The following is a 21,430-nucleotide window of genomic DNA, read 5'->3' on the forward strand; positions in this document are numbered from 1 at the left end:
CCGTGTAAACGCTATAGTTGTTTTTATTCTACTAATAAAGAATTGGTTGCGGGAGCTGGATTTGAACCAACGACCTTCGGGTTATGAGCCCGACGAGCTACCATACTGCTCCATCCCGCGTCCATATTGACGCTATTAGTTATTTTAATTCTACTAACAAAGAATTGGTTGCGGGAGCTGGATTTGAACCAACGACCTTCGGGTTATGAGCCCGACGAGCTACCATACTGCTCCATCCCGCGTCCATGTTGACGCTATTAGTTGTTTTAATTCTACTAACAAAGAATTGGTTGCAGGAACTGGATTACTTTAAAAAAAGGGCAGGGCAACGATCTTCGCCTAGCTTTTAATAAAGAGTTGAGTCCGAGTAGTTTTCACACTGCTCCATCCCGCGTCCATATTGACACTATTAGTTATTTTAATTCTACTAACAAAGAATTGGTTGCGGGAGCTGGATTTGAACCAACGACCTTCGGGTTATGAGCCCGACGAGCTACCATACTGCTCCATCCCGCGTCCGGATGTTTCATTTTAAATGCTTAGTATTTGAATTCGACTAAAAAGAATTGGTACAACCGAGTGGATTCGAACCACCGACCCCTACCATGTCAAGGTAGTGCTCTAACCAACTGAGCTACGGTTGTAAAGTAAAGCGTTACATCATAATACAGTATTGGTACAACCGAGTGGATTCGAACCACCGACCCCTACCATGTCAAGGTAGTGCTCTAACCAACTGAGCTACGGTTGTATTGGTTGCGGGAGCTGGATTTGAACCAACGACCTTCGGGTTATGAGCCCGACGAGCTACCATACTGCTCCATCCCGCGACTGTTTATACTGCTTGTCCGTTTGGCTAATGCCTTGGAACGAGCGCTATAGTACGGTCGATGCCTCAAACGTGCAAGTAAAAAAATACACTTTTGAGCTAAATGGTGATTTAGCGGGCAACTTGCTGCCTGTTTAAGCAAATAGACAGCAAAAACCAGTAAATTAATTACAAGGTTACTACCTTTACACCTGATTTTTGGATATACCTCAGACGCATAGCGAATAATATAGCTGCAGTTGTTAGTCCTGCAATCAGTCCTATCCAAAAACCTTGTGCCCCCATAGCAGGGACGATGAGATCTGTGCGAGCTAATGTATAGCCAAGAGTCATGCCTACAGCCCAATAGGACACTAATGTGATGTAAAAAGCACTTCTAGTATCTTTATAACCACGTAATGCACCCGCCGTTACAACCTGTACTGCATCAGACAGCTGGTAGATAGCAGCAAAGAGCATCAAACTAACAGCTAAAGTGATAACTTCAGGATCATCATTATAGAGTAACGCAATCTCTTGCCTGAACAGCACAGTAATTACAGCGGTAAATACAGCTAGAGAAAAAGAGATGATTAGTCCTAATCGCGTGATCATCGCTGAGATCTCTGGCTTATCTTGTCCAAGGTAGTAGCCCACACGTATTGACACTGCTATACCAATAGATAGTGGCAGCATAAATACAATTGACGAAAAATTAAGAGCAATTTGATGGCCCGCTACAACCGTTGCGCCTAGTGGGGCGAGCAGAAGCGCAATGATGGCGAATAAGCTTACTTCGAAAAAAAGCGCCATCGCGATAGGAAAGCCATGCTTTGTCATATCAATCATGATTTTTAAGTCAGGTAAATGAAATGACTTAAAGGGCGCGAGTTCTTTAAATTTTGCGTTGAACTGCATATAAATAATCATTGCTATAAACATTGCCCAAAAAACTAATGCGGTTGCAATTCCACAACCGGCGCCTCCCATAGCTGGTGCGCCAAAGTGGCCGTATATAAAGATGTAGTTAGCGGGAATATTAACGGCTAAACCAACAAAACCAATGACCATAGTCGGTAATGTGTATGAGATCCCTTCGCTACAACCGCGAAGTACTTGGTAGAGAACAAATGCTGGAACTCCCCACATAAAGCCATCAAGGTAGCCAACACTTAACGCGGCGAGTTCAGGTTCTAAATCCATGAGTGCTAGAATATTGTCTGCAAGTGAGAGAAAGAACATCACACCTGCGCTACCTATTATGGCAATATATCCAGCTTGAAATGCTAACGGTTGTATAGCCTTTTGATTTTCAGCACCATGATGATGTGCAAATACAGGCGTGAACGCCATAAGTAGCCCCTGCACAAATAACAGTGCAGGCAGCCAAAGGCTGGAGCCAATAGCAACAGCAGCCATATCTACGGCACTAACACGACCTGCCATTACAGTGTCGATAAAACCCATCATGGTCTGGGTAACTTGGGCAATTAGTACTGGTAGTGCTAATTGAATTAAGCGTTTGGCCTGAAAGCCAGAGTGGTTCATTGAGTGAGCCCTTAATACATACGAGAGATAAAATGTTTACAGGTATAGTTCAAGCAACATGTGAAGTGTTAGCGATTGATAAAAAACCGGGGTTAAATACATTACAAATCGCTATTGGACCGGATTTGCGCGAGGGACTTTCACTAGGGGCAAGTGTCGCAAATAACGGTGTTTGTTTAACAGTTACAAGAATTGAAGATGATAGGGTGTTTTTTGATGTAATGGAAGAGACCCTCAAACTAACTAACCTAGTAAATCTGAGATCTGGATCACAGGTTAACATCGAACGTTCATTAACGTTTGGTAGTGAGATTGGTGGCCATATTTTATCTGGACATGTTCATACCCAAGCTGAGCTGAAATCAATCAGTAAAACAGATAAGCATTATGACATTTGCTTATCTGTTGAGCCTAAATGGATGAACTATATTCTTTATAAAGGTTTCGTCGGCGTAAATGGTTGTAGCTTGACGGTGGGTGAAGTCACTGACACTAGTTTTATGTTGCATCTTATACCTGAAACGCTGAAGTTAACCAACTTAGATAAATATGAAGTAGGAGAAAATTTTAATATAGAAATAGACAGTCAAACACAGGCGATAGTCGATACCGTTGAAAGGGTGTTAGCTAAGCGTTTTGGTAACTAGCTGGTCGGACTATCTAGTTTGCTTTTTTTGAAATTAATGGTTTTGGCATAAGCTGTGAGAGATGGTAATTAACGGGCTGTGCCATAATATCTAACGTAGCGATAAAGCACTGAAGCGAGGCCGAAGAGCCGCGCTTCTTATCTATTATAAAGGTGTTTTAGCTCATTGTTAGAGCGGCTGAACATCATAGCGACTGCCTTGTCAAAATAGCCAATCGATTGTGACAAAAAAGCATCAAACAGCCTCTAGTAAATCTGTTCGTCATCAGAGTCGATATAAAGCTCTACTTTCAAACGTGATTCATCTATGTGCATTCGCATATGAATAGGGTTACAGCATACTCGGCAATCTTCATAGTAATCTTGATCGCCTGCGGTCGCGTCTATATTAAGGTGTTGGTGATGTCCACAATGTGGGCATGAAATAGTTTTATTGATAAATCGCATATTAAGCTCCGGTAAATCCGACTGCGCTTCGCCCTCCATCTACCGCGATAATCTGTCCTGTGATATAGGGAGCGCTCACCAAATGAGATACCAGTTTAGCAATATCTTCAGCTTGGCCGAGTTTTGCTAAAGGGATCTCTGCTAAGACATGCTGTTGAGAATTATCATCTGATTGCTCTGGCCAAAGTATTGCCCCTGGCGCAATGCCATTAACACGGATGTCAGGAGCGAGCTCTTGTGCCAGCGAAAGCGTTGCCATCTCAAGTGCTGCCTTTGATATAGAGTATAGCCCATGATCTTTTAGTGGGCGCTTAGCATGAATATCAATTAAATTGATGATACAGCCGCTATGTTCTTTGAGAGAAGGTGCTAATTGCTCCGCGAGTAAATAAGGCGCCAGTAAGTTTGTAGCAAGCAGTTTTTGCGCTTTTTTATAGTCGGTATTACCTAATGGGGTAGGATAAAATTCAGCGGCATTATTTATTAATATACTGATAGGCAAAGATTGGCATTTTAGCGATGCTATTAAATGTTCTAGCTCAAATTGATTGTTCAGTTCGGCCTGCATTATTTGTGCAGAATTAGGCCTAATGTCGTTTAGTTCAGATTGTAATGCCATTGCTGCATTACAGGATTTATTGTAGTGAACAATGATGTTAAACCCATCGGTATGCAACTGCTTAGCGATACTGTGTCCAATGCGTTTTGCCGCGCCAGTGATGAGTGCCCATTTGTTCATTACGTGATCCCATAAAATGAGTAGTATATTTAGTGTTATTATCGCCTTATAAATGTATTCCACACAATTAATAGTTAATTTGCCATCAAAAATACCAGCATCGTTTAATCTGCACCGATAAAACTTGGTTTTTCTCGTACGATATTAGTAGTACGTTTTTGTTTGGTCTTAAACGCTATATCAAGTGTCGTATCGGCAATACTTGTATCTACTTGCTGTGCCAATATCGCCATGCTGATATCGAGTTGCTGTTGTAGTTCCATCAATAGTGTTGTTTTTTCAACTATGGCCACTTCTATTGTTTCCTGTTGATTAGCTTCAGCATTAATAGTGGAAAGCGCCGCTGTTAATATCATTACGTTTATCATACTGTCCTCCTTGATTAGACGCGGATAGATTAGCGTTAGGTGATGATGTTTATGTGACAATTAGCTACTATTTTCTATTGTCTCTTATGACCTTTTCTCATTATTTGAATTAGAAAAACTAATATAGAGGTAAAACTTGCATCAACTGGGCGCTATCCCTTAGAATTACGCGCTTACGCGTTGGAAAACATAGACTCCTGTACGGTCTTGTCCCAGTGGCGTTATAACTCTTATTTATTAAACCCAAGTGGCCCTACGTGGGGGTCACCACTGGAAAAGGAACAATCATGCCTGTAATTACACTTCCTGATGGAAGCAAACGCGAGTTTGCTCAACCCGTTTCTACTTTAGATGTAGCTGCTGATATTGGTCCCGGTCTTGCGAAAGCTTGTATTGCTGGACGTGTTAATGGTGAGCTAAAAGATGCTTGCGATATCATTGATACCGATTCTGAGCTGTCTATCATCACAGCTAAAGATGAAGAGGGTGTAGAGATCCTTCGCCACTCTTGTGCACATTTGCTTGGTCATGCTTTTAAGCAACTTTGGCCTGAAGCTAAAATGGCGATTGGTCCAGTCATCGATAACGGTTTTTACTATGACATCGACTTAGATCATAAATTAACCCAGGAAGACATTGATGCGCTGCAAAAGCGTATGACTCAACTTGCTAAAACTAACTATGCGGTCGATAAGCGTGTTGTTAGCTGGCAAGAAGCGCGTGATACCTTTGAAGCTCGCGGTGAGAGCTACAAGATTGAAATTCTTGATGAGAACATCAGTAAAGATGCCACTCCAGCGCTTTATCACCATGAAGAATATGTCGACATGTGTCGTGGTCCGCATGTACCCAACATGAAGTTTTGCCAAAACTTTAAGTTAATGAGCGTTGCTGGCGCATACTGGCGTGGTAACTCTGATAACAAAATGCTGCAACGTATATACGGTACAGCTTGGGCTGATAAGAAAGCATTGAAAGTGCACCTTAACCGTCTTGAAGAAGCCGCAAAACGCGATCATCGTAAAATTGGTAAGCAGCTCGATCTTTATCATATGCAAGAAGAAGCACCGGGCATGGTGTTTTGGCATAATGATGGATGGAGCTTATTCCTAGAACTCGAGAAGTTCATTCGCCAAAAGCTTGGCCAATATACTTATCAAGAAGTTAAAGGTCCATTAATGATGGATCGAGTCTTATGGGAACGTTCAGGGCATTGGGATAAGTACGCTGACGGTATGTTCACTACCAACTCAGAAAGTCGTGAATATGCTATTAAGCCAATGAACTGTCCTGGACACGTTCAAATCTTTAACCAAGGCCTTAAGTCTTACCGTGATCTACCATTACGCATGGCTGAATTTGGTTGCTGTCATCGTAACGAGCCATCAGGTTCATTACATGGCTTGATGCGTGTTCGTGGGTTTACGCAAGATGATGCACATGTTTTCTGTACTGAAGAGCAAGTTCAGCAGGAAGTGAGTGCTTGTATCCAAATGGTGTATGACACATACGAAACTTTTGGATTCAAGAATATCGTGGTTAAGCTTTCTACTCGCCCTGAAAAACGTATTGGCGACGACGAAATGTGGGACCGAGCAGAAGAAGCGTTGAAGCAAGCGCTGAAATCTAACGATATAGAGTTTGAAATCCTTCCAGGTGAAGGCGCGTTCTACGGACCTAAGATTGAATTCACACTTCACGATTGTTTAGATCGTGCATGGCAGTGTGGTACGGTACAATTAGATTACGCATTACCTGGTCGTTTAGGTGCAACTTATGTGGCTGAAGACAATAGTCGTCAGACGCCAGTAATGATCCACCGCGCGATTTTAGGTTCTTTAGAGCGCTTCTTAGGTATTCTTATCGAAGAGTACGCTGGAAAATTCCCAACGTGGTTAGCTCCACAGCAAGTCGTTGTGATGAATATTACCGATAAACAGTCTGATTATGTGGACGAAGTCGTTAATTTATTCAAAGAACATGGAATTCGTGCAACTAAAGACTTGAGGAATGAGAAAATAGGCTTTAAAATACGCGAGCACACGTTAAGGCGTGTACCTTATTTATTGGTCGTTGGTGATCAAGAAATGGAAAATAAGGAAGTAGCGGTGCGCACCCGAGATGGTGTTGACTTAGGTAAGATGCAAATCCAAGAATTTGCTACTAAGCTCAAGAATGAAATTTCGCTCCGTAGTCTCAATTTGTTGGAGGATTAGGTCATAAAGATCAAAAAAACAGCAGGGCGCCAGGCGGCCCCGAATAGAATAAACGAGCTCATCACTGGTGTATCAGAAGTCCGTCTTAACGGTCTTGACGGTGAGCAATTAGGTATCATGACTATTAGAGAAGCACAGGAAGTCGCTGATGAAGCAGGTGTTGATCTAGTAGAAATCAGTCCTAATGCCGAGCCGCCGGTTTGCCGTGTAATGGACTACGGTAAGTTCCTTTTTGATAAAGCGAAAGCTCAAAAGGAACAAAAAAAGAAGCAGAAAATTGTACAGGTGAAGGAAATTAAATTCCGTCCCGGTACAGATGAAAACGACTACCAGGTAAAACTACGCAACCTGACTCGTTTTCTAGAAGACGGCGACAAAGCGAAAGTAACGCTTCGTTTCCGTGGTCGTGAGATGGCTCACCAAAGCCTAGGTATGGATCTTTTGAACCGTATCAAAGCTGATTTGGAAGCAATTGCAGTCGTGGAGTCTTTCCCTAAAATGGAAGGTCGTCAAGCTGTCATGGTTCTTGCGCCGAAAAAGAAATAGTAAGGCAACCCTAAAAGTAGTAGAGGTCTATTAAGGTCTCTACTCGCCTTGCGTTTTATTAATTGTCCCAATGCGGAGTTTTAGCAATGCCTAAAATGAAAACAGACAAGGGTGTAGCGAAGCGTTTTAAGAAAACTGCTAATGGTTTCAAACGCAAGCAAGCCCATTTACGTCATATTTTGACCAAGAAGAGCACTAAGCGTAAACGTCACTTACGTGCAAAATGTCAAGTAGCTAAGTCTGATGTGCCAGCAATTGCACGTCAACTACCATACGCTTAATTAAAGGAGCAATGAACAATGCCTAGAGTTAAGCGTGGTGTAACCGCTCGTGCTCGTCACAAGAAAGTACTTAAATTAGCCAAAGGTTATTACGGAGCTCGCTCTCGTACTTACCGTGTTGCTGTTCAAGCAGTAACTAAAGCTGGTCAATATGCTTACCGTGACCGTCGTCAGAAGAAACGTCAATTCCGTCAACTTTGGATTGCACGTATCAATGCGGCTTCTCGTCAAAATGGTCTGTCTTACAGCCGTTTCATTAATGGTTTGAAAAAAGCCTCTATTGAAATCGATCGTAAGATCCTGGCTGACATCGCTGTTTTTGATAAAGTTGTATTTACAACTTTAGTAGAAAAAGCAAAAGAAGCTTTAGCTAAGTAATTAGCTTTGATTCTTGTAAAAAGGGAGCCCTAGGGCTCCCTTTTTTGTATCTGGAATTTGTAAAATAGCCTAGTCAATAAATTACAGGCATAAAAAAGCAGGCTCTAAGCCTGCTTTTAAACTGGGAATACGTACTACTTGGCGTCTAAGTAACGCTCTGCGTCCAGCGCTGCCATACAACCTGTACCAGCAGAGGTAATTGCTTGACGGTAATGTTGATCCATTACGTCTCCAGCCGCAAAAACACCTTCAATACTAGCTTGTGTTGCATTGCCATTTAAGCCACTTTCAACTTTAATGTAGCCATTGTTCATTTCTAATTGGCCTTCAAACATGCCAGTGTTTGGGCTGTGCCCAATCGCAACGAACACGCCTGCTACTTCTAGATCTTTGACGTTGCCATCTTTAGTGCTTTTCATTTTAAGGCCGTTAACACCCATAGCATCACCAACGACCTCTTCAAGCGTGTTGTCCAAATGCAAAATAATGTTGCCGTTTTCTACCTTATCCATTAAACGTTTTGTAAGGATCTTTTCGCTGCGGAAAGTATCTCGACGGTGAATAAGGTGAACTTCAGAAGCTATGTTACTTAAGTAAAGTGCTTCTTCTACAGCGGTATTACCACCACCAATTACAGCAACTTTTTGATTACGGTAGAAGAAACCGTCACAGGTTGCACAAGCTGAAACGCCGCGCCCTTTAAAAGCTTCTTCTGACTCGAGCCCCAGGTACATAGCAGATGCACCTGTTGAGATAATAAGAGCATCACAAGTAAACTCGCCATTGTCGCCTTTAAGTTGGAAAGGGCGCACATTTAGATTTACTTCATTGATGTGGTCAAAAATAATTTCTGTTTCAAACTTTTCAGCATGCTTCTGCATACGCTCCATCAATGCCGGACCGGTAAGATCATCCGCATCACCAGGCCAGTTTTCAACTTCAGTAGTCGTCGTAAGTTGTCCACCTTGCTGCATACCCGTGATCATAACGGGTTTTAGGTTGGCGCGAGCGGCGTATACTGCGGCTGTGTAGCCTGCAGGGCCTGAACCCAGAATAAGTAAGTTACAATGTCTAGCTTGGGTCATTTTGTTCTCCGTTCTTTTACGAATGCAGTGTCTAACGAGGGCTGAACTCCCTCTATCTCTACGAATTGCAGCGATTGTATGGAATTTAAGGTTGTGGGTAAAGCTCTGTATTGAGCGTTAGTGCAACGTAAACCTTACAAAACCTAGATTTTTAGCAGTTAATGCACGCTTTTGGCTGCTCCTTATCACATTTTGGTTTATTCTATAGCGCAAAGATTGATATCTAGCTGATCACAGCCCAAATAAGTAGAAAGGAACTGTTATGCGTATTAGCGCGAATTTTGATGGCGGAAACATAGAAGTAATCAACGCAGATAATAACGATGATGTGCAACTCGCCATTCGTCCAGATGAAGGCGGTGAATTTTTCCAGTGGTTTAACTTCAAACTAGACGGTGTCGTTGGTACTCATTACACACTTAATATCGTCAATGCTGATAAAGCTTCTTACGTAAAAGGCTGGGACGATTATCAAGCCGTAGCGACCTATGATAGACAAAGCTGGTTTAGACTGCCAACCACTTATCAAGACGGCAAATTAACAATCGAAGTTGATTTAGATTGTGACGCTATTCAAATTGCTTATTTTGCACCTTATAGTTACGAGCGCCATCAAGATCTACTTGCTGCTGTGCAAGTGCACCCACAGGTTAGTTTAGAGCATTTAGGTTTAACATTGGATGAGCGTGACATGACACTGATTAAAGTCGGTGATGGTGATGAGGATAAAGCTAATATCTGGATCACTGCACGTCAGCATCCTGGTGAAACCATGGCTGAATGGTTAGTCGAAGGCTTAATCAATAACTTATTGGATAGCGATTGCCCAACAGCGAAATCATTGCTTGATAAAGCAAATTTCTACATCGTACCGAATATGAATCCCGACGGAAGTGTTCGCGGACACCTTCGCACTAATGCTGTCGGGACAAACTTAAATCGCGAGTGGCAATCGCCATCTTTAGCGAAGAGCCCAGAAGTCTTTTACGTTGTTAACAAAATGAAAGAGACAGGCGTCGATCTCTTTTATGATGTCCACGGTGATGAAGGCTTGCCTTTTGTGTTCTTGGCTGGCTGTGAAGGGGTGCCCGCATACACCAAAGAAGATGCTCAACGTCAAAAAGCATTTGTTGACGCATTGCAGATGGCAAGTCCAGATTTTCAAACTGAGTTTGGCTATGATAAAGATCAACCCGGTCAAGCGAACTTAACCGTGGGCTCTAATTGGGTTGCCCATACTTTCGGTTGCCTCTCTAATACCTTAGAAATGCCATTTAAAGACAACGACAATATGCCAGATCTTATGGCAGGTTGGTCACCGGAGCGTTGTATCTATCTAGGCGAAGCATCACTGATTGCAATGAATGCCGTTGTCGATAAGTTAAAATAGTCATTAGTTGAGGTACATGTATGGCGTTAGTTAAATGCCCAGGTTGCGGTGAACGGATATCGAGCATGGCAAAACAGTGCTCCCATTGTAAGGCTAATATTTCCGCCGACAATGAAAGTTTACAGGTTATTAGCCATATTAAACGCTCTAATCAATTAATGAACCAGAGCTTTCTTGCGCTTACGTTATTTATTGGCGGAGTAGTGACTTGGTTTTGGGGAGGGGAGCCTGCTGAAGGAGCCCGTGCAACAGTTGCTGGCGGCGCTTTTGCCTTAGGCTTTGTTGGCTATCTAATAACACGGGTGCAAATCGTGCTCCATAAACGGAAAAAAGTATGACAGATATAAATAAAGTCATCGATGAAATGCCTAGCGAAGTCTATGAGCGTTTATTGAGTGCGGTAGAGCTTGGTAAGTGGGAAGACGGTACTGTATTGAGCCAAGAGCAGCGAGCTTCCACACAACAGGTCGTTATGCTGTATCAAGCAAGGAAACTATCTCAAACTGAGCATTTTACTATTAATAGTGAAGGGCAGGTTAATGAGTTATCTAAGTCTGAACTTAAAAAGCAGTTTAAAGGCGATTCAATCGCTGAATTTAAAGAGAAAGAGCTTTAAACAAAAAAATAACAGAAAAGCCGCTCTAGGAGCGGCTTTTCTGTTAAGTATGTTTGCTTAATCTTGGGTTAGTTCACCGACAATAGATTGCTCCATAGCAGAGCGAATAGCTTCAGGTGTTAAATCTGTTGAAAGCAAATAGTGTAATTTGGCTAAAGCTGCTTCTGTCGTCATATCATAACCACTAATCACTCCGGCTGACGCTAACGCATTACCTGTCGCATAACCGCCCATATTGACTTTACCTTGCAGACATTGAGTCAGGTTTACCAGCACGATTCCACGGTCATGGGCATCCTTAAGGGTTTTTAGCAATGCAGGTGTTTGTGGTGCGTTGCCTACGCCAAATGTGAGTAATATCAGCGCTTTTACTGGCTGCTGCAAAACATTTGCAAAAATCTCTGTATTGATCCCAGGGTAAAGGGTCACGACCCCTATGGGCTGCGGGCTAATATTGATCACTTCTAAAGGTTTCGTCGCATTTTCGACGGCTCTCTTGCCTGCATGCCAACGAATTTTTATTCCAGCTTCTAGAAGTAATGGAAAATTGGGCGATGCAAAAGCATTGAAACCATCCGCATGTGCTTTGGTGGTGCGGTTACCTCTAAATAGTTTGTTGTTAAAGAATAAACAAACTTCTGCAACCGGATAATTGGCAGCGATATAAAGTGCGTTAAGTAAGTTGGTTTGACCATCAGAACGTAATTGAGCTAATGGAATTTGCGACCCCGTAACGATGACAGGCTTTGATAACCCCTGCAGCATAAAAGACAGTGCCGATGCTGTATACGCCATAGTATCAGTGCCATGGAGGATAACGAAGCCATCGTACTTGTCATAGTTAGCTTTTATATCATTAGCAATCATTTGCCAATCAGTCGGAGCCATGTCCGAAGAGTCGATAAGTGGCGAGTATTCGCTGATGACAAAGTCTGGCATCTCTTCATGGTAAAATTCAGGCATAGCCTTAACACATTCAGTCAAAAAACCAGCAACTGGGGCAAAGCCTTGTTCGGTCTTTTGCATGCCAATGGTACCGCCTGTGTAGGCAACATATATACAACGTTTAGTCATGTTATTTTTGTTTTTGAGCACAATGAGGTGATTATAATGGTGCAGATAGAATAAAGCCCAGTAAAACTGGGCTTTATTTAATAATAGTTTACTAAAACATATCTGTTAACGGCACTAGTCATTACACGTATCGCAGTACAAGTAGACACCATTCGGGTCATCAAAAGAGTGTAACGTGTCAGTGAGTGTCGAGAACTCACCAAGTAGTTTGTCGACTAAAGTGGTTTGTGTCAGGCTTTCTGGTATATAAACAGCTGCTGATGCAAACATCTCTTGAATAAATTGATCCTGTGGCGATAACTCTTGTTGAATCACCTCGGTATCGAAATGATTAATTTTCGCTAGCTCAGCAGCATGGGTAACTGCATTTTGTAGATCACCAATACCGTCAACGAGTCCAAGCTCAAGCGCTTTGCGGCCAGTCCAGACTCGTCCTTGTGCAATATTGTCCACTTGCTCTAAGGTCATATCACGTTCGGTAGCAACCAGGGATATAAAGTCTTTGTAACCACGTTCTATATGACGTTGAATAACAGCACCTATCTCAGGAGACATCCCTTTAGTGACAGAAAAGCCTGCCCAATCAGAAGTTGCGACGCCATCAGTATGCACCCCAATACTGGCGAGCGACTCCTCAAAGGTAGTAACCATACCAAAAATACCAATCGAGCCCGTTAACGTTGTTGGGGTTGCGTAGATATAGTCGGCACTGGCAGAAATCCAATAACCACCAGAAGCCGCGTAGCTGCCCATACTGACGACAATTGGCTTGTTAGCCGCTTTTAATGCTAACACTTCTTGGCGGATCTGCTCTGATGCAAATGCACTTCCACCGGGGCTATCAACTCGAAGAACTACAGCCTTGATAGAATCATCAAACCGAGCTTTACGCAGTAGCTCTGAAGTACTTTCTCCACCAATCTGGCCAGCGGGTTGTGAACCGTTCAAAATCTGCCCTTTAGCCACAATGATACCGACTTTGTTATCAGCTAATAAAAGAGGGTGACTTGCAGTGATTGAAAGATAATCGTAGAAATCAATTTGTTTAAAAGATTCGCCATCAGCAGATTTTCCGACAGCGTCGACCATACTTAAGCGAAACTCTTCAGCTGTCTTTAGCTCATCAACCCAGTTTAGGTTAAGTGCCATTTGGCTAGATTGACCGTCAGCTTTATCAAGCTCAGCTAAATACTCTTTGGCTGACAATGACAATTGGCTCGAGGTTATATCGCGATTTTGGCCGACGATAGTGCTGTAACTTCCCCACAAATCATTTAAAAGTGCCATGTTGGCTTCTTTAGCCGCATCAGACATATCATCACGAATAAAAGGCTCAACCGCCGATTTAAAGGTTCCCACTCTAAAAACATGGGCCTTAATTTTAAGTTTATCTAATGCTGACTTAAAGTACTGGCGATAGCGACCGAGACCTTCAATTTCAACACTGCCTTGTGGGTTGAGATAGATACTGTCGGCATAACTTGCTAAGAAGTACTGATTTTGTCCAAACCAATTTGCATGAGCAACAATAGGTTTGCCTGTTTCCTTAAAGTTGTTTAATGCATCGCCTATTGATTGCAGTTTACTCATGCCTGTACCACGTAAATGGCCTAGATCGAGTACCAATTGGCTAATTCGAGCATCGGAAGCCGCATTGTTGACGACATCGATGACATCCGACAGCAGTATTTCGCCGCTACCATCTTTAGCACTGCCGCTTTTCATTGCCGCTTCTAATGGATCTACACGACGTTTCTGATCAACGATAGTGCCAGACAGGTTAAGCACTAGCGCTGAGCCATCTTCAACTTTCAATGTCTCTTCACTGCTAAGGGTAACAATCAGCGCAATAATCAAACCGAAAAAAACAAGGTTTAAAAATAGCTTTCTTGTACCATTTATAATATTCCAGCAAAGCAGAAATATCCTTTTAAAAACTGAGGGTTTAGCGGGCATTAGCCACTCCTTTAAATCCGAATTGGCATAATGCTAACTGAAAATCCTTTAGAAAGGAAAACTCAATTGTAAAGGAATCTGATCACTCACTTATTGAGCTTATTGATAACACAGGGTATGCTGAATTAAATCACTTGTTTAAAAAGGATGTTTGAATGTCGTTTCCGCATTTATTAGAACCCTTAGATCTGGGTTTCACCCAGTTAAAAAACCGTGTGTTGATGGGCTCAATGCATACTGGTTTAGAAGAAGAAAAGGGCGGTTTTGAGAAACTGGCAGCGTTTTATAAAGAGCGTGCACAGGGCGGAGTTGGCCTTATTGTTACTGGTGGGATATCTCCCAATTTACGTGGCAGACTAGCCCCTAATGCTTGTCAATTGAGTTTTCCATGGCAGGTAAAAAAACACACCGTTGTGACAAAAGCTGTGCACGACGCCGGTGGCAAAATCTGCATGCAGTTATTGCACGCAGGCCGATACGGCTACCACCCTTTTTCACAAGCACCGAGCAAAATCAAGTCGCCAATAACACCGTTTACACCGTCTAAGATGTCTACAAGACAGGTAGAAGGAACGATCAAAGACTACGCCACCAGCGCAGCATTAGCTAAAAAAGCCGGCTACGACGGCGTTGAGGTGATGGGCAGTGAAGGCTACCTAATCAATCAGTTTGTCAGTTCTCGTACCAATAAACGTAGCGATAAATGGGGCGGCTCATTTGAAAGTAGAGCCCAGTTTCCGATAGAGATCGTTAAGCAAATTCGAGCAAAAGTGGGTAGAGAGTTCATTATTATCTTTAGACTGTCGATGCTTGATTTAGTTGATAACGGCTCTACATGGGAAGAAGTCGTTCAACTTGCAAAATCATTAGAAAGCGCTGGCGTGACGATTATTAACACCGGTATAGGCTGGCATGAGGCCCGTGTACCAACGATTGCGACCAGCGTACCGCGTGGTGCATTTGCTTGGGTTACCGAGAAACTTATGAAAGAGATGAGTATTCCTCTCATCGCCACTAACCGCATTAATACCCCTGAAATAGGTGAGTCCATTATCGCGTCAGGTCAAGCGGATATGGTCTCTATGGCAAGGCCTTTCCTAGCTGATGCTGAGTTTGTTAATAAGGCTGCCGCTAACACGCCAGAACTGATTAACACCTGTATTGGTTGTAACCAAGCCTGCTTAGATCATACATTTGCTTTAAAACGTGCAACCTGTTTAGTCAATCCACGGGCTTGCTACGAAACTGAACTTAACTTTACCCCTGCAAAAGTGAAAAAGCGTATCGCAGTAATGGGCGCCGGCCCGGCAGGTATGGCTTTCTCTATTTATGCAGCAACACGTGGTCACGAAGTTGTCCTCTTTGAAGCTAAGTCTGAAGTAGGAGGGCAGTTTAATTTGGCGCGTAAAATCCCTGGTAAAGAGGAGTTTGACGAAACCATTCGTTACTTCCTTAATCAGATAAAACTACACAAGGTTGAATTACGGTTAAACACTCGACTTGATGCTAGCGTAGTGAGAGATGAAAAGTTTGATGAGATAGTGATGTCTTCAGGGGTAAAACCAAGACCTCTAGCTCTGCCCGGCTTTGATAATCCAAAAGTTGTTGATTACCAACAAGTACTCAATGGGGATGTTGAAATAGGACAGAAGGTTGCTTTGATAGGAGCTGGCGGTATTGGTTTCGATATGGCGCATTACCTTTGTGAAGAAGAGTCTTCAACTTTAAACCCTAATAAGTGGTTAAAGCAGTGGGGAATAGATAAAGAATATAAAGAAGCTGGCGGCCTTACTGCACCAGTGTTAGATGACAAGCATCGTGAAGTCGTTTTATTGCAACGTAAAACCACCAAGATGGGTAAAGGTTTAGGTAAAACTACCGGCTGGATCCATCGCTCGGTTTTAAAGCAGCATCAAGTCGCGATGAAAACAGGTGTTAGCTATAACAAATTTGATGAAGCTGGCTTACACATTACTGTTGATGACAAGCCAGAGGTATTGGCCGTCGATAACGTCGTGCTCTGTGCTGGTCAAGTATCAAACATTGAACTTGTCGAAGAGATGAAGGCTACCGGTATTCCTGTGCATCTTATTGGTGGTGTTGATGTTGCTGCTGAACTTGATGCTAAGCGTGCAATCCGCCAGGGAGCAGAGTTAGCTATCGCGCTTTAATTATATTTATTCCTCTAAGGTCTGTTTAATTCACTAATGAGTTGAACAGACTTTTTTATCTGTTGTTTTTGTTCGTTAAAATACCAATAACAATGTAGATATATTTTGTTCTCGATGATTGATCTGTCTTAGAGAAACTTCTAGCAAGAAACCTCCATCTATCCTAAGTTCGATGAGTGGCTACCATTAACTAGTCTATAAGTCTTATGGCCCCTAGTCCCGTACTCCAGTCAGAAGAAATGATCGTTTTCTTATAAAAATTAAAGGTTTTGTTTGTTACTGACGCCTAACTCTATTGATTTATCAACACTATTTTATAGAGCTCTTTTATCTAGACCATGCCTGTATTGTGGTTTGCATTCAATTTAAAAGTGGTTGTATTTCTCCGTTTAAATATAAGAGGTCAAAGACAAGATATGAAATCTATACACTGTAAAAATGTTGGAGTCTTAGCAACGCTAGCTTTCATCTTTTTTAGTCCAGTAACTGTTATAGCAAAAGAAGACCCGAGAACGTGCACTTCGAATATGAGTACTAGTTGTATAAAAGTTACTGCTAAAGTTACCGGTGTGGAATCCATTGGAGAGGGAAGAGCACGTTTATATGTGAACAAACCTGACTGGGCGGATGTGCACTACAGGATAAATAATGGCCCGCAACAGAACGTACGCATGCATCAGGTCGAAAAAATTAATCAACTTGTTGTTAACAACTTTTCACCTGGGGATATTCTCACTTTTTCATTTACCTATTGGGATACTACCCATGCTGTGGATACAGCATGGAATAAAATCATACTTAATGAGCCAAATGAGCCAAATGAGCCAAATGAAACTGAAGCTATATCAGGAATAGAAACCATCAAGAATGGGACAATCCGTTTGTATGTGAATAATACTAGCTGGGCGGATGTACATTTTAAGATTAATAATGGTTATCAACAAAATGTTCGAATGTCTCAAGTAGATGGTACTAATGAGTATTTCATAAAGAACCTGTCTGCTGGAGAGATTATTAGCTATTCATTCACTTATTGGGATATCGACTTTGCTGCAAATATCGCTTGGCAGAGCTTTGTTGTTTCCAATACTCCTACTGAGCCTACTGAGCCTACTGAGCCTACTGAGCCTACTGAGCCTACTGAGCCTACTGAGCCAGCATTTCATGAAGTAAGCATGGTGAATGGTATGTTGATTGGCGGTGCCGATTCCGCGGCTCCAAAACATACCTTGTATATTTTTGATAATGACATTCATTCTGATACCAGTAGTTGTTATGACGAGTGCGCAATAAATTGGCCACCAGTGATCGTTGTAGACGGTAAAGCATCTGGGACTGCAAATTTAGGCACCGTCATCCGTCTTGATAATACTGCGCAAGCTACTTACCAAGGAAGGCCTTTATATTTCTATAAAGGTGATAGTAAAGCCGGAGACAACGATGGAGAGGGGGTCAATGGGTTATGGTGGACCGCAACAAGACCGATAGATATGGGGAGTGTTGTAGCACTATTTGACAAAAATACTCTATTAGAGCCAGAAATTATCACTGATAGAGGGGACGCTATCGTCACACGTTTTGCAGATAGAGCAAGGGACAGGCATGCTAAAGAGGATCATTTTCAGGCTTATGATCATTATTTGAGCCACTACTGGACCCACAGAACTGCCCGCTTTGAATTTGTAGATTATGTTGCTAAAGGAGGGGATCGTATAGAGATTAATTTTGTAACTCAATGGCGTCTTGGCGTTAAAGAGTTTCGTGCTTGGTACTATGGCTTTAATACTGTGGCTGAATACCATGGAAATTATGAACATAACGTAATGGAAGTCGCTAATGGCACTTTCGATGACAATCTCAACCAAATTAGCACTGAAGGCGATGAATATAAGTACAGTTTAATCATTTCTGAACACCGTGGGTTAAATGGTAGCGTCGATGCTCTCGCGGTTGGACAAATGATGGAGATCGAAGTTAGTCAGTTTCTAGCTGCTGCACCTGAAGGCCGCAATAACTATTATGGTACGACCTATTTGTATTCAGTCGGTAAAGGCGGCATGGTTCCTTGGTACACCAAAGGTGATTTTAATGATAAATCATCAGACCGAGAAAACTCATTTGAGCTCCCTAAGAGTGCGTGGTTAGGCGGTGAAACGACTTTACCTTATCAGTATTCAAATGAGCCGGATAACCATTTTATGCAAATGGCCACCAATTTATCGAGTGTTAATGGACAAGCTTTTGTCATTGGCAGACGATTGCACCATACATCCTTTGTCGATGGTCATCATGACGAAGGGGAAGATAATGGTATCTTCGAACAAATGGTGGGTAAAACATCAGGTCATTACGTCAATCAGTCCTGTGCCAGTTGCCATCAACGTAATGGTAGAGCAGCCCCTGCTGAACTCGGCCAGACCCTTGATAAATGGGTCTTTAAAGTAGGTGACGAGAACGGTCACCCCGATCCAGATATTGGTCGAGTGTTGCAGCCCAATAATCAAGGAGAGGGACTAAGTGAAGGTGCTGTGATACTTACCTCTTGGACAGAAGAGGATGGTTTACGTAGTCCTACATACCGATTCTCGGGTAAAGTACCGCAATCATTTTCAGCTAGAATAGCGGGTCCAATTGTGGGTATGGGACTGCTTGAAGCGATACCAGAGTCCAGTATTTTGGCTCTTGAAGATATTAATGATGCCAATAATGATGGGATCAAAGGTCAAGCCCAACGAGTCATCGATCCAGCTACAGGAGAACTCCGTCTAGGACGTTTGGGTTGGAAAGCAGGAACTACCAGTGTTAAACATCAAGTGGCGGCAGCCTTCAATGCTGACATGGGAGTGATGACTTCTATTATTCCTGATCCTGATTGTGGCTTGCAGCAATCAGCTTGTGGTTCATCAGGTTCCGTCGTCACCGATGATGACTTAGACCATTTAGTAAAATATATTTCGTTGCTAGGTGTACCTGCCCAGCGAGGTCTAAATACTGCAACGGTACAACAAGGGCAGCAGATATTTAACGATATTAACTGTAGTGCTTGCCATATCCCGACGATGCAGACCAGCCCATATCATCCTCTTGCCGAACTTAGGGATCAGACAATACACCCGTACACGGATCTGCTACTTCATGATATGGGTGAAGGATTAGCCGATAACCTAGGCGAAGGTCAGGCTAGCGGTGCCCAGTGGCGTACGACACCTTTATGGGGGATAGGTCTTTCCGCTTGTGTCACGGGTGGGATGATAAATCCTACTGGCGTACAAGGTAAGGAAGTATGTCATCCTAACCCTAGCTTCTTGCATGATGGGCGAGCGCGAAGTATTGAGGAGGCAATTTTGTGGCACGGCGGAGAAGGATTAGCCAGTAAGGAGGCTTATTCGATCTTGTCCAATGATGAGAAAAGCGCCGTATTGGAGTTTTTGAATTCGCTTTAAATCATGATCGAGTAAGGTATCCGATCCTTCGCCAATAACCGACAAAGTGTTTACGGCGAAGTGGTCATGGTAAAGGATAGTTGAGTGTGATGAGGTTTCTATCCTAGTTGGATTATTTAAGTTACCTCTAGCTATAACTGTTATTTTGGCTAGCGGACTGATTTTTCATCGATAGGATTCTTAGCTTTTACAGGTTTGTGTTCAGCTATCCTAACGACGACCTCTGCACCATCAACGGATAGATCTAAGTCAATATCCGTGTCGGGTACACAGCAGCAAGGTAGGCACTCATTAGCTTCTAACGTCACTAATGGTTCAGTAATGTAACTGACAGAACCACTAATAACTTTTGTCTTACATTGGCCACAGAAGCCATTGCGGCACTCTGAAAAAGTACTTACTCTTTTTTGTTCTAGCGCCTCAAGCAAGGTCAGATGCTGTTGATTAAACAACAATACAGGTTGACCTTGCAGGCTGACGATAGGGGCCTTCTTAAAACTAGCTTGGCTAATTTTTACGGGTTTAAAGGTCAAAGTCAGAGAACTCATCTTCATCTATTGAAGCATCTATTTGGCCAACCAAATAAGAGGATACTTCAACTTCTTGAGGTGCAACTTGCACTGCATCACTCTCTAACCAGTTCTTCATCCATGGAAGCGGGTTAGATTGTTCTGCATAAGGAGACTCTAGATTAACTGCCTTCATACGTTCATTAGTAATATACTCAACGTATTGGCAAAGTATGTGCTCGTTTAGGCCAATCATTGAGCCGTCTTTGAATAGGTATTTAGCCCATTCTTTCTCTTGCTCTGCCGCTTTAACAAAAATGTCGATTGCTGTTTGCTCACACTCTTTAGCAATTTCCGCCATCTCTGGATCGTCTTTACCACCATGCATAATTTTCAAAATATGCTGGGTGCTATTTAAGTGTAAAGCTTCATCACGGGCAATAAGGCGGATAATCTTAGCATTACCTTCCATCACATTACGTTCAGCAAAAGCAAATGAGCAAGCAAAGCTGACATAAAAACGAATCGCTTCGAGTACGTTTACCGACACCATACATAAATACAGCGCTTTTTTGATTTCGCGCTTAGTGACTTCAACAACTTCACCGTCTATTTGATGGCTGCCTTCGCCATGCAAATGAAATGCTTGGCTCAATTTAATGAGTTTGTCGTAGTAGGCAGCAATGTCCGTAGCACGCTTTAAGATCTCTTCATTTTCGACAATATCGTCAAAAACAATTGAAGGGTCATTAACGATGTTACGAATAATATGGGTGTAAGAGCGAGAATGAATAGTTTCTGAAAAAGACCAAGTCTCGATCCAAGTTTCAAGTTCAGGCAGAGACACTAATGGCAAGAAAGCAACATTAGGTGAGCGACCTTGAATCGAATCAAGTAGGGTTTGATACTTTAGGTTTGAGATAAAAATATGCTTCTCATGCGCAGGCAGAGCAGCGTAATCAATTTTATCTTTGCTTACGTCTACTTCTTCTGGACGCCAAAAAAATGAAAGCTGTTTTTCAATTAGTTTTTCAAAAACTTCGTACTTTTGTTGATCATAGCGCGCAACATTGACTGACTGCCCAAGAAACATAGGCTCAAGCATTGCATTGTTAGGTGTTTGACAAAATGTAGAGTAGGCCATTTTTCTATCTTCCGATAATGGGGGCATAACCCCCTTTAATTAACGTTTAAATACGAGTGATAAAA

General features: G+C 42.5%; 19 protein-coding genes and 6 tRNA genes. 10 read left to right on the forward strand and 15 right to left on the reverse strand.

Annotated features, from left to right (window positions below; genetic code table 11):
• Nucleotides 1–43: 43 nt before the first annotated feature.
• The 7 genes from AB4135_RS19070 to AB4135_RS19100 all read right to left on the reverse strand — a co-directional run bounded on the left by AB4135_RS19070 (nucleotide 44) and on the right by AB4135_RS19100 (nucleotide 2,356).
• Nucleotides 44–120: transfer RNA gene (locus tag AB4135_RS19070), tRNA-Met, on the reverse strand.
• A 45-nt stretch (nucleotides 121–165) separates the two neighbouring features.
• Nucleotides 166–242: transfer RNA gene (locus AB4135_RS19075), tRNA-Met, on the reverse strand.
• A 197-nt stretch (nucleotides 243–439) separates the two neighbouring features.
• Nucleotides 440–516: transfer RNA gene (locus tag AB4135_RS19080), tRNA-Met, on the reverse strand.
• 51 nt (nucleotides 517–567) lie between these two features.
• Nucleotides 568–644: transfer RNA gene (locus AB4135_RS19085), tRNA-Val, on the reverse strand.
• A gap of 30 nt (nucleotides 645–674) precedes the next feature.
• Nucleotides 675–751: transfer RNA gene (locus AB4135_RS19090), tRNA-Val, on the reverse strand.
• A gap of 2 nt (nucleotides 752–753) precedes the next feature.
• Nucleotides 754–830 (reverse strand) — tRNA-Met (locus AB4135_RS19095).
• Between the two features lie 167 nt (nucleotides 831–997).
• The gene (locus tag AB4135_RS19100) at nucleotides 998–2,356 is read right to left on the reverse strand and encodes an MATE family efflux transporter (protein WP_371995027.1); all 1,359 of its coding nucleotides are present in this window, start codon (nucleotides 2,354–2,356) and stop codon (nucleotides 998–1,000) included.
• Nucleotides 2,357–2,388: 32 nt separating this feature from the next.
• Here AB4135_RS19100 and AB4135_RS19105 point away from each other — a divergent pair, with 32 nt between their 5' ends.
• A complete protein-coding gene (locus tag AB4135_RS19105; RefSeq protein ID WP_371995028.1) occupies nucleotides 2,389–3,003 on the forward strand; it encodes a riboflavin synthase subunit alpha in 615 nt (204 codons plus the stop codon).
• Nucleotides 3,004–3,248: 245 nt separating this feature from the next.
• Here the strand turns inward: AB4135_RS19105 and AB4135_RS19110 are convergent, their stop codons facing one another.
• The 3 genes from AB4135_RS19110 to AB4135_RS19120 form a co-directional block, all read right to left on the reverse strand.
• On the reverse strand, nucleotides 3,249–3,449 hold the full coding sequence (locus AB4135_RS19110; RefSeq protein WP_371995029.1) for a CPXCG motif-containing cysteine-rich protein: 201 nt from the start codon (nucleotides 3,447–3,449) through the stop codon (nucleotides 3,249–3,251).
• A 1-nt stretch (nucleotide 3,450) separates the two neighbouring features.
• Nucleotides 3,451–4,188 (reverse strand): pteridine reductase, encoded by a 738-nt coding sequence (locus tag AB4135_RS19115; RefSeq protein ID WP_371995030.1) that lies wholly within the window; start codon nucleotides 4,186–4,188, stop codon nucleotides 3,451–3,453.
• A 104-nt stretch (nucleotides 4,189–4,292) separates the two neighbouring features.
• The gene (locus AB4135_RS19120) at nucleotides 4,293–4,556 is read right to left on the reverse strand and encodes a hypothetical protein (RefSeq protein WP_371995031.1); all 264 of its coding nucleotides are present in this window, start codon (nucleotides 4,554–4,556) and stop codon (nucleotides 4,293–4,295) included.
• 287 nt (nucleotides 4,557–4,843) lie between these two features.
• Between AB4135_RS19120 and thrS the strand changes: the two genes are divergently transcribed.
• The 4 genes from thrS (at nucleotide 4,844) to rplT (ending at nucleotide 7,977) form a co-directional block, all read left to right on the forward strand.
• On the forward strand, nucleotides 4,844–6,772 hold the full coding sequence (gene thrS / locus AB4135_RS19125) for a threonine--tRNA ligase (protein WP_371995032.1): 1,929 nt from the start codon (nucleotides 4,844–4,846) through the stop codon (nucleotides 6,770–6,772).
• Between the two features lie 3 nt (nucleotides 6,773–6,775).
• Complete coding sequence (gene infC / locus AB4135_RS19130) at nucleotides 6,776–7,318, forward strand: translation initiation factor IF-3 (RefSeq protein ID WP_371995045.1); 543 nt, start codon at nucleotides 6,776–6,778, stop codon at nucleotides 7,316–7,318.
• Nucleotides 7,319–7,404: 86 nt separating this feature from the next.
• On the forward strand, nucleotides 7,405–7,599 hold the full coding sequence (gene rpmI, locus AB4135_RS19135; protein WP_012142466.1) for a 50S ribosomal protein L35: 195 nt from the start codon (nucleotides 7,405–7,407) through the stop codon (nucleotides 7,597–7,599).
• A gap of 18 nt (nucleotides 7,600–7,617) precedes the next feature.
• Entirely contained in the window at nucleotides 7,618–7,977 is a 360-nt protein-coding gene (gene rplT, locus AB4135_RS19140) for a 50S ribosomal protein L20 (RefSeq protein WP_012325107.1), read from the forward strand.
• 134 nt (nucleotides 7,978–8,111) lie between these two features.
• Here rplT and trxB read toward each other — a convergent pair whose 3' ends face one another.
• Nucleotides 8,112–9,062, reverse strand: a complete 951-nt coding sequence (gene trxB / locus AB4135_RS19145) for a thioredoxin-disulfide reductase (RefSeq protein WP_371995033.1) — start codon at nucleotides 9,060–9,062, stop codon at nucleotides 8,112–8,114.
• A 262-nt stretch (nucleotides 9,063–9,324) separates the two neighbouring features.
• Here trxB and AB4135_RS19150 point away from each other — a divergent pair, with 262 nt between their 5' ends.
• From AB4135_RS19150 to AB4135_RS19160, 3 genes are read left to right on the forward strand one after another with little or no spacing between them, the layout of a single operon-like run.
• Entirely contained in the window at nucleotides 9,325–10,452 is a 1,128-nt protein-coding gene (locus AB4135_RS19150) for a M14-type cytosolic carboxypeptidase (protein WP_371995034.1), read from the forward strand.
• A 20-nt stretch (nucleotides 10,453–10,472) separates the two neighbouring features.
• On the forward strand, nucleotides 10,473–10,790 hold the full coding sequence (locus AB4135_RS19155) for a zinc ribbon domain-containing protein (protein WP_371995035.1): 318 nt from the start codon (nucleotides 10,473–10,475) through the stop codon (nucleotides 10,788–10,790).
• On the forward strand, nucleotides 10,787–11,068 hold the full coding sequence (locus AB4135_RS19160; RefSeq protein WP_371995036.1) for a YeaC family protein: 282 nt from the start codon (nucleotides 10,787–10,789) through the stop codon (nucleotides 11,066–11,068). Before AB4135_RS19155 ends, AB4135_RS19160 begins: the two co-directional genes overlap by 4 nt.
• Before the next feature lie 57 nt (nucleotides 11,069–11,125).
• Here the strand turns inward: AB4135_RS19160 and ansA are convergent, their stop codons facing one another.
• Both ansA and sppA read right to left on the reverse strand, forming a co-directional pair.
• Nucleotides 11,126–12,142, reverse strand: a complete 1,017-nt coding sequence (gene ansA / locus AB4135_RS19165) for an asparaginase (protein WP_371995037.1) — start codon at nucleotides 12,140–12,142, stop codon at nucleotides 11,126–11,128.
• Between the two features lie 114 nt (nucleotides 12,143–12,256).
• Nucleotides 12,257–14,098 (reverse strand): signal peptide peptidase SppA, encoded by a 1,842-nt coding sequence (sppA, locus tag AB4135_RS19170; RefSeq protein WP_371995038.1) that lies wholly within the window; start codon nucleotides 14,096–14,098, stop codon nucleotides 12,257–12,259.
• A gap of 155 nt (nucleotides 14,099–14,253) precedes the next feature.
• On the opposite strand from sppA, the gene AB4135_RS19175 reads away from it, so the two are divergent.
• Both AB4135_RS19175 and AB4135_RS19180 read left to right on the forward strand, forming a co-directional pair.
• Complete coding sequence (locus tag AB4135_RS19175) at nucleotides 14,254–16,269, forward strand: FAD-dependent oxidoreductase (RefSeq protein ID WP_371995039.1); 2,016 nt, start codon at nucleotides 14,254–14,256, stop codon at nucleotides 16,267–16,269.
• Nucleotides 16,270–16,796: 527 nt separating this feature from the next.
• On the forward strand, nucleotides 16,797–19,712 hold the full coding sequence (locus tag AB4135_RS19180; protein ID WP_371995040.1) for a di-heme oxidoredictase family protein: 2,916 nt from the start codon (nucleotides 16,797–16,799) through the stop codon (nucleotides 19,710–19,712).
• Between the two features lie 149 nt (nucleotides 19,713–19,861).
• Here the strand turns inward: AB4135_RS19180 and yfaE are convergent, their stop codons facing one another.
• Nucleotides 19,862–20,266: a class I ribonucleotide reductase maintenance protein YfaE gene (gene yfaE / locus AB4135_RS19185; protein WP_371995041.1), complete on the reverse strand. Its 405-nt coding sequence runs from the start codon at nucleotides 20,264–20,266 to the stop codon at nucleotides 19,862–19,864.
• Nucleotides 20,235–21,365 carry a class Ia ribonucleoside-diphosphate reductase subunit beta gene (gene nrdB / locus AB4135_RS19190; protein ID WP_371995046.1) on the reverse strand — a complete coding sequence of 377 codons (1,131 nt, stop codon included), beginning with the start codon at nucleotides 21,363–21,365 and terminating at the stop codon, nucleotides 20,235–20,237. The genes yfaE and nrdB overlap by 32 nt, the downstream gene beginning before the upstream one ends.
• Nucleotides 21,366–21,430: the final 65 nt, after the last annotated feature.

The organism is Shewanella sp. 10N.286.54.B9, assembly GCF_041468565.1.
Lineage (GTDB): Bacteria > Pseudomonadota > Gammaproteobacteria > Enterobacterales > Shewanellaceae > Shewanella.